Annotated in this window: 13 protein-coding genes; 4 read left to right on the top strand and 9 right to left on the bottom strand. The window is 50.5% G+C overall.

Going from position 1 to position 12,200, the window contains the following annotated elements; translation table 11 throughout:
* Nucleotides 1-2 precede the first annotated feature (2 nt).
* Together PBOR_RS11950 and PBOR_RS11945 are read left to right on the top strand one after the other, a co-directional pair.
* On the top strand, nt 3-590 hold the full coding sequence (locus tag PBOR_RS11950) for a DUF2441 domain-containing protein (protein WP_042211852.1): 588 nt from the start codon (nt 3-5) through the stop codon (nt 588-590).
* Between the two features lie 22 nt (nt 591-612).
* Nucleotides 613-870: a hypothetical protein gene (locus PBOR_RS11945; protein ID WP_042211851.1), complete on the top strand. Its 258-nt coding sequence runs from the start codon at nt 613-615 to the stop codon at nt 868-870.
* 159 nt (nt 871-1,029) lie between these two features.
* Here the strand turns inward: PBOR_RS11945 and PBOR_RS11940 are convergent, their stop codons facing one another.
* Both PBOR_RS11940 and PBOR_RS37685 read right to left on the bottom strand, forming a co-directional pair.
* Nucleotides 1,030-2,013: a phosphotransferase enzyme family protein gene (locus tag PBOR_RS11940; RefSeq protein ID WP_042211850.1), complete on the bottom strand. Its 984-nt coding sequence runs from the start codon at nt 2,011-2,013 to the stop codon at nt 1,030-1,032.
* Between the two features lie 344 nt (nt 2,014-2,357).
* On the bottom strand, nt 2,358-2,537 hold the full coding sequence (locus PBOR_RS37685) for a hypothetical protein (RefSeq protein WP_157764017.1): 180 nt from the start codon (nt 2,535-2,537) through the stop codon (nt 2,358-2,360).
* 386 nt (nt 2,538-2,923) lie between these two features.
* Here PBOR_RS37685 and PBOR_RS36950 point away from each other — a divergent pair, with 386 nt between their 5' ends.
* Nucleotides 2,924-3,070: a hypothetical protein gene (locus PBOR_RS36950; protein WP_157764016.1), complete on the top strand. Its 147-nt coding sequence runs from the start codon at nt 2,924-2,926 to the stop codon at nt 3,068-3,070.
* Here PBOR_RS36950 and nspC read toward each other — a convergent pair whose 3' ends face one another.
* Both nspC and PBOR_RS11925 read right to left on the bottom strand, forming a co-directional pair.
* On the bottom strand, nt 3,071-4,207 hold the full coding sequence (gene nspC, locus PBOR_RS11930; protein WP_042219296.1) for a carboxynorspermidine decarboxylase: 1,137 nt from the start codon (nt 4,205-4,207) through the stop codon (nt 3,071-3,073).
* A 26-nt stretch (nt 4,208-4,233) separates the two neighbouring features.
* Entirely contained in the window at nt 4,234-5,433 is a 1,200-nt protein-coding gene (locus tag PBOR_RS11925) for a saccharopine dehydrogenase family protein (protein ID WP_042211848.1), read from the bottom strand.
* Between the two features lie 774 nt (nt 5,434-6,207).
* On the opposite strand from PBOR_RS11925, the gene PBOR_RS34975 reads away from it, so the two are divergent.
* Complete coding sequence (locus PBOR_RS34975) at nt 6,208-6,480, top strand: hypothetical protein (protein ID WP_218918898.1); 273 nt, start codon at nt 6,208-6,210, stop codon at nt 6,478-6,480.
* A gap of 39 nt (nt 6,481-6,519) precedes the next feature.
* Here the strand turns inward: PBOR_RS34975 and PBOR_RS11915 are convergent, their stop codons facing one another.
* The 5 genes from PBOR_RS11915 to PBOR_RS11895 form a co-directional block, all read right to left on the bottom strand.
* Nucleotides 6,520-7,254 carry an alpha/beta hydrolase gene (locus tag PBOR_RS11915; protein WP_042219294.1) on the bottom strand — a complete coding sequence of 245 codons (735 nt, stop codon included), beginning with the start codon at nt 7,252-7,254 and terminating at the stop codon, nt 6,520-6,522.
* Between the two features lie 48 nt (nt 7,255-7,302).
* Nucleotides 7,303-8,331, bottom strand: a complete 1,029-nt coding sequence (locus tag PBOR_RS11910; protein WP_042211847.1) for a FecCD family ABC transporter permease — start codon at nt 8,329-8,331, stop codon at nt 7,303-7,305.
* Between the two features lie 31 nt (nt 8,332-8,362).
* A complete protein-coding gene (locus PBOR_RS11905; protein ID WP_042211846.1) occupies nt 8,363-9,373 on the bottom strand; it encodes a FecCD family ABC transporter permease in 1,011 nt (336 codons plus the stop codon).
* Between the two features lie 110 nt (nt 9,374-9,483).
* On the bottom strand, nt 9,484-11,139 hold the full coding sequence (locus PBOR_RS11900; RefSeq protein ID WP_081972359.1) for a helix-turn-helix domain-containing protein: 1,656 nt from the start codon (nt 11,137-11,139) through the stop codon (nt 9,484-9,486).
* A gap of 105 nt (nt 11,140-11,244) precedes the next feature.
* On the bottom strand, nt 11,245-12,084 hold the full coding sequence (locus PBOR_RS11895) for a helix-turn-helix transcriptional regulator (protein WP_167549533.1): 840 nt from the start codon (nt 12,082-12,084) through the stop codon (nt 11,245-11,247).
* Nucleotides 12,085-12,200: the final 116 nt, after the last annotated feature.

The following is a 12,200-nucleotide window of genomic DNA, read 5'->3' as shown; positions in this document are numbered from 1 at the left end:
CTATGCAAGACAACGATTTGTATGTTTATCACATTGTAACCAGGAAAAAAATGGACCTTGGGCAGATCATCTGCTTTGACAGTGACCAAAAAAACACCTTATATCGCTTCTTTTTTGAGAAGGAGCAGCTGAACTCCAAGGGTGAAGACTTTATGCAAATTTTGCACGGTCAGTATACAAATGACGGCTTAAAGATGGATAAAGAGAATGCAGATGTAGCTATTAGATATGCGGACCAGACCATCCGGGCGATAAGAGAAGCACTCGTTGAAATGGTCCGATTGCAGGAATATCCTGAATATCCTTCACGCTTGTCATGCTTATACGCTGCGAAGAGCTATGAAGACGCTTTGAAATGGAAAGAACTTTTCGTGGCTCACCACCGGAAAGTACTGCAGATCGTTAAACTTCGGGTGCAGGGGAGTATCTTTGAAGGTGACGGTAACTTATTGCCTAAGGAGGATGGCATCCCTTTCTCCCGCAAAATCGAACAAGCCAGGGAATATTGGAAAGGCAATATCCTTAACGAACTTCCTGAGCTGCTGATTAGCGGAACTATCGAAGTCGCAGAAATCATTGATGAATTCTAACGTTACTAGGAGGCAAATTGTAATGAAGAAAGTTGAAGACGCATTTGAAGATATGGGCGAGGAGGAAGACGAGGAGGACTATTTGACAGGAGATTACGAAACAAGAGTATGTGATTTCTGTGGCCAAGAGGTGGACTGGACTGAACCTGTTGATGATATTAATGATAATGGAGAAAAAATTGAGCTGCGTACGTGCTTAATGTGTTCCTTTGACGGAACAGGTATTGCAAGCAGGGAAGAGATTCAAGCAATGATGGATCAAATGAAGAAACGCGAATAATGGTAGTGAAATAAAACAGCGACAGCAAAGGACGGGGAATTAAATTCCTGGCTGTCGCTGTTTCAATTACTAGGTAGCCTACTACTGATTTGTCTGCTGACACCACTCAGACGGGCCGGGCCGGCCCGCTGTACAGTTCAGCTTAATTTCAGCTTGTGCTTACCCAACAAGTCCACCAAACCGTGAAGCCCTAGTCGCACATGCATTTGCCAGCCGGCTCCGCAGCGAAGTCAGCCATTCCGGCTCATTCTCCCCCTGCTCCGCTGCGGATCTCAAGATCCGGATGTAGCCATACAGATCTGCGAACCGTCTACACGCTGCCATAGAGGGTCCGTCCTGCGGAAGCGGGCGGCGGCTGACATAACCGCTCATGAAGATCTGCTTCTTGTGCTCATATTCCTCCGGCGCTGCCTCTCCTTCCAGGCTATCCAATGCCTGTTCTATATCCATAGCATACCAGTGGTACATCGCATCATCAAAATCTATGACGCTGATGGCATCCGTGGCCTCGTCGTAGAACACATTGTCGGGTTCAAAGTCATAATGGATCAGCCCGTAATTCTCTGGAGTGACAGGTTGTCCGGCAAAATATTCTTCCAGCAGCCTTGTCTCGGAAACAGCCGCTTCTTCCCCGGGAAAATCAGCCAACACGGACAGAATCCATTCCAGCACAGCCTTGTGCGTCCATCGGCCAGGCTGTACAGGCGTGTATTCATTAGACAATTGATGAAGCCGGCCCAGCGCTTCACCATATTTATATACGATGTGATCACCAAGCTCAGTGCTGCCCAGCTGCACACCAGCTACCCTCTTAAATACGGAAGCGTAGTATGGCCCCCACGGGGTCTCTGCTTCAATAAGCTCCGGTCCTGTGCGCGATGCTACTGCTTCAAGCGCACCATACCCTTGCTCCCGCAGGTATGTGATGAACTCAAGCTCCGCCAGTATATTGTTCTTCTGCTTCTCAGCTACTGGCGCGAACCGCAGCAATTGGCTATGCCCTGTGTTCTCAAACGGATACACCGCATTGGAGGATATTCTGTAATACTGGAACAAATGCAGCGACTCCTGATCATATTCCCAATTTCCCAGCAGCATCGCCGCGAGTTCCTCATTATTATATAGATATTGTAATTTCAGCACGCTTAGCAGCTCCCTATATGTTAGTCAACAGAGGAAGACGCAGCATTAACTTGAATCGCCATTCTTGGGCCCGCAGTCTTCAGCTTACTGTCTCTGTCTTCTGTCCTCTATCTTTACTCATTGTTCTTCGCTGTTCCTTCTGCTGTCTTCCGCTTCTTCTACCACAGCTGCAGCAGCTGCCCGTTCGTATAACCCGGCCTGTCATGCTCATGCCGCTCACTCCCTTCACATTCAAACCATTCTCTGTTCAATGCTACGCCAGATTCAGATTAAGGGCAATGTAACAAACTTATTTAAGTATGTTTTACAAGTAAACATCGGCTTATAGAAAAGACCTGAACGCTTCACATCAGCGACGTCCTTCCTCTCGCAGCAAAAACTCTCACATTAGGCGTTATTAGGTTATTGTATTCTTTGGATTCTTTGGATTCTTTGGATTCTTTGGAATCTTTGGATTTCTTCGCTTCCTTCGCTTCCGCTTCCATTTTGAGCTCAACGGAGCTGAATTGTTGTACCTTTTGCAAGATTTGCGTCCGTTTAGCGGCCACATTCACAAATTGTTGTACTTTTTACAATATTATCAGCAGATCGGCGGGCTTGAGCTTCAAATTGTTGTATTTTGTACAAGATTCCTCTTATTTAGCCGATCCGCGCCGTGGATTGTTGTATTTTATGCAGCATTCCGTTAGATCGGCGGATTAGGGGCAGCAGGTAGGGATGAGCTTGTAAGTAGTGGGTTATATGCTGGGTTTGATGGTGGGTTTGATGGTGGGCTGTATGGTGTAGTTTGATGATGGGTTGTATGGTGAGTAGTACGCTGAACTGTAAGTAGTGAGTAGTATATTGAGCGGTTGGTGGGCAGGCAGCGAGCAATGGGCAATGGGCAGCAGGTGGTGAGCAGACATGGGCAATGCGCAGTGAGAAATCAGCGAACAGCACCAGCCAGCAGAAAACAGCACCAGCCAACAGCAAACTGCAGCTCCGCGGAACCTCCCACCCCTCAAACCGCAAAAAAGCGCCCCATCAGCCGCAGCTGAATGGAACGCTTCTATACTAATTAAGACAAACGGCCGCTGAAATCGCTATATCCGAACTCGCGAATCACCTTGATGCCTTCTTCCTCATTATAGGAAGCGATAGCCGGCAGGTTCACGCCGTTGAACATGTGGTTCTTCACCATGGAATAATGCGCCATGTCGAGGAAGATGAGCTTGTCGCCGTATTTCAGCGGCTCCGGGAAGGAATAATCCCCGATCACATCCCCTGCCAGGCAGGTCATGCCGCCGAGCCGGTAGGTGTGGGCGAATTCGCCCGGCATACCGGCACCAATAATGCCCGGACGGTAAGGCATCGCCAGCACATCCGGCATATGGCATTCGGCTGAGGTATCAAGAATCGCGATATTCATGCCGTTATGCATCGTGTCAAGCACCGTGGCTACCAGATATCCGGTGCCCAGGGCAATCGCCTCTCCCGGCTCCAGGTAGATCTCCACATTGTACGTTTCTTTCATATGCAGAATGCACTTGATCAGCGTATCCAGATCATAATCGGGACGGGTAATATGATGCCCGCCACCGAAGTTCAGCCATTTCATGCCGTGCAGATACTGGCCGAACTTCTCTTCCACCACCTTAAGCGTACGCTCCAGCGTGTCTGAGTTCTGTTCGCACATCGTATGGAAATGCAGTCCGTCGATGCCGTCCAGCTCCTCCGGCCGGAAGTTCGGCAGGGTTACCCCCATGCGGGAGTAGTTGTAGCAGGGATCATACAGCGGCACTTCAATCTCGGAATACTCCGGATTGACGCGGATGCCGCAGCTGATCTTCTTCGGTGCGTTCTGCACCCGTTCCTTGAACCGGCTCCATTGGTCAAACGAGTTGAACACAATGTGGTCGCTGTAGCCGAGCAGCTCATCGAACTCGCGGTCTACATAGGCCGGCGCATAGACATGAACCTCTTTGCCCATTTCCTCGAAGCCCAGACGGGCTTCGAACAGGGAGCTGGAGGTGACGCCATGCAGGTATTTGCCTACCAGCGGGTACATGGAATGCATGGAGAAGCCTTTTTGTGCCAGAAGAATCTTCGCTCCGCTCCGTTCCTGCACGTAGTTCAGAGTTTCCAGATTCTTCGTCAGCAGGCGTTCATCCACCAGATAAGCAGGTGACGGCAGCGTGCTGATATCGATATCTATTTCTTTAATCTTCATGATTCTAAGCCCTAATCCAGCAGCGTCGGCGAGAAATCTTCTTGCCAAGGCAGCCCGTGTTTGTTAAGTGCATCCATGAACGGATCCGGATCGAATTCTTCGATGTTGTGTACGCCCGGTTTGTTCCAGATGCCTTTGATAATCATCATAGCCCCGATCATTGCAGGAACGCCGGTAGTGTAGGAAATGGCCTGGGAGCCAACCTCTCTGTAGCACTCTTCGTGATCGCAGACATTGTAGACATAATAAGTTTTTGGCTGGCCGTCTTTAGTTCCTTGAATGATACAGCCGATGTTGGTTTTACCTTTGGTTCTTGGTCCCAGGGAAGCCGGGTCAGGCAGAATGGCCTTCAGGAACTGCAAAGGAATGATCTCTTTACCTTCATAAATGATAGGCTCGATCGAGGTCATGCCGACATTCTCAAGCACCTTGAGGTGAGTCAGGTAGTTCTGCGAGAAGGTCATCCAGAAGCGGATTTTTTTCACGCCAGGAATGTTAACAGCCAGGGATTCCAGCTCTTCATGGTACAAAAGATAAATATCCTTCGGACCGATCTCCGGGAGATCGTAGACTTTTTTCTCAGACAACGGTGCAGTTTCAATCCACTCGCCATTCTCGAAGTAACGTCCGTTCGCTGTAATTTCGCGGATATTGATTTCAGGATTGAAGTTGGTTGCAAACGGATAACCATGGTCGCCCGCATTCGCATCCACAATATCAATCGTATGAATTTCGTCAAAATAATGCTTCTGCGCATACGCAGTGAACACGCCGGTTACGCCCGGGTCAAAGCCGCTGCCGAGCAGCGCCGTAATTCCGGCCTTCTCGAATCTTTCCTTGTACGCCCACTGCCAGGAATATTCGAATTTCGCGGTATCCTGCGGTTCGTAGTTAGCTGTATCTACATAATGCACTCCGGTAGCCAGGCAGGCATCCATGATCGTCAGATCCTGGTATGGGAGAGCAACATTAATCACGACATCCGGCTGGAAGCTCTTGATCAGTTCAATAACTTCTTCCGTGTTGTCCGCATCGAGTTGAGCCGTAGAAATCTTAGTCAGGCCACCGTCCAATTTCTCCTTCAGAGCATCGCATTTCGCGACCGTACGGCTGGCAATAAGGATCTCTTCGAATACATCCGGGTTCTGGCAGCATTTATGAACAACAACGCTCGCTACACCGCCAGCGCCAATAATTAACGCTTTTCCCAAAATTAATAACCCCCTAAATTTGCTTAAGTTATTAGTTATTAGCCTTGCTGCTCTGGATCCGTTTCGTTGTCAGTCGTTTCGTTTCATCAAGCTTGGGCAGGCTACATCCTATGAAAAATCAACAAGGCTGATTATACAGAAACCTTCTCAATAAATCAATAAAAAACGACAAAAATTGATATGTTCCGTGTAAAATCTGATGATTTCTCCATTAATACTCTATAATTCACCGCAATACACACAAATGCTTCGTTTTCCTGCGCTTATTAGCTCTAATCAATCCGGGGCTCTTCACCAGCGCCGGACGGTTAACCATGCACAAGGCCAACCGGATAATTGTATCACAGCAGAAGAATTCTTCATACGATTTATTTTAAAATTAAGTGGAAACGGCTGGACTGCCTCTATGAGAGGCCGATCTGTTTCAGCGAAATCTGTTCACCTCCCGCCAGTTCTTCGTAACTGTAAAGAAAGCACATTATAGTAACTTACCCGTTTTTCACGCCGCACTAACTGCTTAACCGGCAAAGATACATTAGAATGTACGGCAGCAGCACCATATGGTTATTATGTGTAACGCCGATAATCCAATACTCCGTGCGCACAAATAAACCCCGCAGATGGAACTCTGAGGGGTGCAGTCAAGCTTTTATACAAAAAATGCGCGTATCGTTGTTCCGGCCAAACACTGTCCGCAAGATGAACAAGGTAACTACAATGTGAATAGATAATGTGACATATAGTAGTCTTGATACTACGGTAATAGATGTCTGCATGGCAAAAGATGCACACATCCACGATAGCGGTGAACACAATCATTTCAATGGAATTAAAGCTATTAAAGAATGGCGTGGAAAATCTATCGAATTTGAATTGAAATCCAAAATTATTGACGTGGAAAATAAACACGGGATAATAATTGTAAGTTCATTAACCAGTGGTATCTTCCCGGGCAGTCCTCAACTGTTTTATTATTTCTTTACTGTTGCCAATGATCTAATAACTAATATTGAAATTGTCCCGGGAGCGGAAAACTTTAAACAGTAAGGCACACTTGGCGGGGACTCCAAAACATATGAATTCTGACTATGCCCCGCCAAACAGCCACTTCAGCGCCGGCGGGAACTGCCGGCTGAAGAACATCAGGTCATGGGTTCCCTCCGGATCACCCTCCAGCAGTAGATCATTGCTGTCGAAGCCCTGTTCCAGAAGCAGTTGATGCGCCGCCTTGGAGCGACCGGCCATTTCCTTCTGCACGTTGGTTTTATAGCAGCCTTCCAGTTCCCCGTAATACATATAGATCCGCTGCCCTGCTCTGTCCACAGGATGAGCCCGCATATAGTCGAGGATACCTTCGTACCAGAAGGAGGCAGACAGCAGTCCTATCCGCCCAAACACTTCAGGATAGCGGTAAGAGGCATACAGCGAGATTAATCCGCCGAGAGAATACCCGATAATCCCCGTATGCTGAGCATCTTGCAGCGTCGGATAATGGCTGTCGATGTAAGGTTTGATCTCTCCGGTCAGCGCCAGCAGGTAATCGTCTCCGCCCCCGCCAAATGAAGGTGCTCCAGGGGTCACTTCCGGCAGAGGCCATGGCGTATAATCATGATTCCGGTCCTTCGATGCAACGCCGACAAGGATCAGCTCATTCAGTTGTTGCGATCTGAACAGATGGTCCAGATAATTCACCGTATGCTTCATTACACTGCCTTCGTCCTGCAGATAGACTACCGGAAACCGCTTGTTCTCTGTCCCGCAGCTGAATGGCAAACGTATAGTCAATTTCCAGCCGTGTACCTCTGCGTGAATATACTTCATTCCCATCTTGTGACTTCCCTTCTAGGCCTCCATACATCACCGGGGCGTTTATCTGGCACGGTTTCTGAACAGCAGGAAGATGAAAAACGGCACCCCGATAATGGAGATTACAATGCCTACCGGCAGCTGAACGGGAGCAAATACAGTTTTGCCGATAAAATCACCAATGACCACCATCAGCATTCCAATTAGCCCGCACAACGGCACGATGTACCTGTAAGTATTACCGATCAGCCGCCGCGCAATATGCGGGGCAATCAGTCCGACGAAGCTGATAGCGCCGGACACAGACACACAAGCGCTGACCAGTCCGACACAGCACAGCAGCAGAATCTGCCGTTCCCTGCCCACAGCCACGCCTACGCCTTTGACACTGACCTCATGGAGCTGCAGCAGATCAAGCACCGCCGCGCGGCGCCAGATCACCGGAGTTAATAGGACCAGCCAGGGAAGTGTGGAGAGCACCTGTCTCCAGTTCGCATTGTATACACTTCCGGCCAGCCAGACGGTAGCCATCTCGAAATTCTCCGGGTCCATCCGGAGTGATACATACAGCGTTACCGCCCCGAAACCTGAGGCTAATGCGATCCCGACAAGAATTAACTGCTGCGGGTGGAACTCCCCCTGATTTCTGGCGAATACGTATAGAAGAACAATGGAGCACAGACCCCCTATGAATCCGAACATCGGCATACTCATAACCGAGATCCAGCCGGGTGCTTTCATCGTGCCGCCCATGAAGAACATGAACACCACGACAAAAGCTCCGGCAGCAGCATGAATACCCAGTATTCCAGGGTCTGCCAGGGAGTTGCGGGTAATGCCCTGCAGCACAGCCCCGGCGATTCCCAGCCCAAAGCCAACCAGTGCCCCCAGCAGGATGCGTGGAAGCCGGAATTCGAAGATGACGAGATCATGATCCGCCACAGGATGAATCCGCAGCAAGGTGCGCACAACATCCTTGGCCGAAATATCAAACGTGCCATTAGTCAGACTGACATACATCCCGCAGACAATCAGGACCGCAAACAATAGGAACAAGCCCCAGAAGGCCAGTGCCTTGGATTTGGGCTTCAATAAAAGTGAATCCTTCGAATCCTTCGGATCATTACGAATGATGGCCTCCCCCTCTCGTTTTGATCAGATAGAGGAAGAAAGGGACGCCGAATAATGCAGTAACGACACCCACCGGTGTTTCGAACGGAAAGTTGATATACCGGCTGATCAGATCGCTTAGGGCCAGGAAGATGGCTCCCGCAAAAACAGTGCACGGAATGATCCTGCGGTAATCCTGCCCGACCAGAAAGCGTACAATATGCGGAATGATGAGGCCGATAAAGGCGATTTTGCCGGCTATCGCTACGGAAATCCCGGTCAGCAGCACCACACTCAGCATCGTCAGCATTTTGATTGTCCCCACCTTAAGGCCAAGGCCTGCGGCCGTTTCGTCGCCGAGTGAGAGCATCGTCACCGGTCTCGCCATCAGCAGCGCGAGCACCAGACCCACGGCAGCAAACGGGAGTGCAAGCCTGATCACAGCCGGGTCCATCATATGCAGCCGGGCATTGTACCAGAAGCTGATATCCTGTGATACCTGAAAATAGACAGCCAGCGCCTGCGAGACTCCGCCGAGGAAGGTGCCGATGATCGTGCCAAGCACAGCCAGCGTCAGCGGCGATACACCGCCTGGCAGCAGCTTGGCCGTGCCGAAGACGAGAAATGCCCCCAGCGCGGAGCCGGCCAGCGAATATACGATCATCGTCATGGAAGAAGCGCCCGGCAGGAATACCATGCACAGCGTAACGGCGAATACAGAGCCGTCGCTGATCCCCATGATAGACGGAGAAGCGAGATAATTCCGCGTCATCCCCTGCATCAAAGCGCCTGACACAGCCAGGAAGGCACCAATCAGCAGCGCACCGGCCGTACGCGGAATACGCGAGGTCCGTACAATGACATGATCAATATTCTCAGGGTCTGCGTGGAAAATGGCATTCAGCACCGTACCGAAACTCATCGGTTTCGTTCCGTACGCTACAGATAACACACTAATAATAATAATGAGGACAACCCCCAGAACCAGCAGGGAGGCTGTCTTAATTCCGCTTGTCCATTTCATGTCATCCCACTCTTTATGTACTTTTATAATGATCATTGTAGTGATAATGATTATCAATTAGAAGTATATCGAAGCGCGCTGTCCCGCACCATGGACAAATTACGGAACAACTATGGACGATTGGCCGGAAGTAACTGAAGGATCTGCCGCAGCATCCGCAGCTGTGCATATGCAGAATCCTCGCGCCACGGATCGGAACTCAGTACATGCACATGATGCCGCTGGACGGCGGGGATCTTCATCCACACGGGGTCAGTCTGCAGCTTCTTCCACTCCCCCAGCGTGTCATACTCTTGACGGATCAGCATCAGTAGATGATCTGCCGGCAGCTCCGCAAGCATAGCCGGAGTGACAGGAACATTATAAACCTCAGTCCCGCACTCGTAAGCCGGATGCAGTCCAAGCTCACGATACAGTATGCTCGCCATCCCCTCGTTGCAGTGCAGGAACAGCTGGCTGCCCAGCATACGGATAACAGTAACCGTTCTCTTGCCCAGCCCTTCGTGCAGGCGGTCTTTCGCTTCGCCCGCTTCCCGGTCGAAGGCCGCCAGCCATTGCTCACCCTGCCACTCTTCACCCAGCAGCCGGGCCAATTCGTGAAATTGTCCGCGCCAATCCGAACTCTCTGTGGTGAGATAGTTAACCGGAGCAACCTGCTCAAGCGCTGTCCGTTCATCGTCAGCCAGCCCTGCCGGGGCTAGGATAAGCTCTGCGTTAGACTGTTTAAGCACTTCAATATTGGCCTGCCAATCCTGGTTGCTGCGGTAGGCGCTGATATGTACAGGAATATCGGTGCGGTAGTTCCGGTAATAATATTCGGTCCATTTCGGATGCAGCGCCGCTGCATATGGAGTGATATTCAGCGGCAGCAGCTGGCCGAGCAGCCCGGGCGTATAGGCGGCCAGCTTACGCCGCCGGCTTTTCATATAGACTGCGGGCGGTATGCCGATCATCTTCTTGAATTTTCGGCTGAAATAGAATTCATCGGCATAACCGACCTTATGGGCGATGTCCCGCAGCTTAACACCGCTCTCCGCCATCAGGCGCTTAGCCTGCTGAATACGCAGCTCGGCTGCGTATTCCAGAGCGCTTTTGCCATATTTCTTCTTATACAGGTCAACGAAATATTTAGCGCTGAAATCAGCAGACTGAGCCACCTGCTCTACGGTCAACGCCTCGGTATAATGGGCCTCGATGTATTGCTTGGCCTGCTCCAGCGCCGAATTTGTATCTCTGGGCCGTTGCAGGCTGGTCACGCGGAGGTCGTACAGCAATTCCTGGAAATCAAGCTGACTCCGGAAGCTGATGCTCTGTTCACCCTGTTCGGCAAGCAGAAACAGCTCACTCCATTTGGCCGACATCCCTTTGGACGGATGAAACGGCAGCCTGCCGTCCCCCTGGTACAAGCGCACATCCTTCACCGGCACACTACTCCCGTTATCTCCTGATTTCCCATGAACGTACACATCGAAATACAAGATATACATCTCCAGCCCCCCGGCCGGCTGCACCGTTCCGCAGGTCTGTTCCGGTAAGCAGAGCACAGCCGAACCCGCCGCCAGCTCATACTGGCAGTGATCCGCGATGAACTGGACTGAACCGCCCTTCACTACGGCTAGTGCATAAGAGAAAAGCAGCTGCTGTGCAAGATGGACTTCCCCCGTTCCCTTCAACGCCTGTACAGACAGAAGCCGGAAAGACAACGGGTCCCAATCGTCCGGATCATCTTGGTTATCTATAGAAGTTGTCTGTTGTATAAGCTCCATTACAGTGCACACCACCAAATCTGAACGAATGTTATGAAATATACCTTTAGTATATTGATAATCATTCTCATTGGCAATGTCAATGGGAGCTAATTTCATAGAGAATTATGATTCGCTCCTAATACTGCCTTTGGTCCGCATAGCAGAAGGCGGCTGCCCGTTCAGTTGTTTGAAGCTTTTGCTGAAGTGAAATTCGTCGCTGTAGCCGCAGGCGGCTGCAATCTCCTTCAAGGTCAGTCTCGTGTACAGCAGCAGCTTCTTCGCATGCTCATAGCGGATCTCACTTAAATAGCTTTTGGGGCTCTTGTGCAGATACCGCTGAACAAGGCTGCGTAAATAGGAGGAGGAAATCCCATAGCGCACCGCTAATTCATGCATAAGCAGGGGTTCATTGTAGCGGTGTTCAAGATCATCCTTGATCCGTAAAAACAGCTCATAGCCCTGCCCCCGGCCCAGATTGACATTCGCCTGAGCCTGAAGCAATTCGTTCATAAGCTGATAGAGCAGCGACTGGGTCATCAGCTGGCTCCCGGTGCTTCCGGGGACCCAATCCGCAGCAATTCGATGGAACAAATGTCCAAGCTGTTTGCCCGGCTCGCCCTCCGGCTTCAGCATGAACTGCAGCGGCAGCACATCCACCGGCTCTACCCTGCCCTGATTGTCCGCCGAAGGCGACAAGGTATAGAGCGAGAGCAGGATCATCGTTATCCGCAGCGGCTCCCCGCTTCCGCAGCTCATCTCCATAGGCAGCCCCGGCCGCAGATAGAACAGCATTCCCGGCGATACGGGATGGTCTTCATCTGTGCGGAAGATCCCTTGTCCTTCCTGAATCCAATAGAAACTATGCACATGGATATTCTGGCGGATATCACTCCAGTGCGGGAATGTGACCTTATCGTGAATCCAGTGAATATCTATGGCAAGATTCTGCAGAACCTTCTCCACTCTCTGATCCCCCCGTTTCTCTGATTCTCCTGAAATCAGCATAGGATGCTGAAGCGTTTTTGACAAGCTAATCGTGTTCTTTATGCCATGTCCCTGTCCTTCCTCCACTGCTACAC

The sequence above is a fragment of the Paenibacillus borealis genome (assembly GCF_000758665.1).
Taxonomy (GTDB): domain Bacteria; phylum Bacillota; class Bacilli; order Paenibacillales; family Paenibacillaceae; genus Paenibacillus_AQ; species Paenibacillus_AQ borealis.
Note: the sequence above shows the minus strand (reverse complement) of the source record. Positions and strands in the feature narration are given on the sequence as shown.

Bases quoted from the DNA above. Each gene is read 5' to 3' on its own strand.
- PBOR_RS11945 (WP_042211851.1), top strand. From the start codon at position 613: ATGAAGAAAGTTGAAGACGCATTTGAAGATATGGGCGAGGAGGAAGAC.
- PBOR_RS11905 (WP_042211846.1), bottom strand. From the start codon at position 9,373: ATGAAATGGACAAGCGGAATTAAGACAGCCTCCCTGCTGGTTCTGGGG.
- PBOR_RS11900 (WP_081972359.1), bottom strand. From the start codon at position 11,139: ATGGAGCTTATACAACAGACAACTTCTATAGATAACCAAGATGATCCG.
- PBOR_RS36950 (WP_157764016.1), top strand. From the start codon at position 2,924: ATGCGCAGTGAGAAATCAGCGAACAGCACCAGCCAGCAGAAAACAGCA.
- PBOR_RS11915 (WP_042219294.1), bottom strand. From the start codon at position 7,254: ATGAAGTATATTCACGCAGAGGTACACGGCTGGAAATTGACTATACGT.
- PBOR_RS11950 (WP_042211852.1), top strand. From the start codon at position 3: ATGCAAGACAACGATTTGTATGTTTATCACATTGTAACCAGGAAAAAA.
- PBOR_RS34975 (WP_218918898.1), top strand. From the start codon at position 6,208: ATGGCAAAAGATGCACACATCCACGATAGCGGTGAACACAATCATTTC.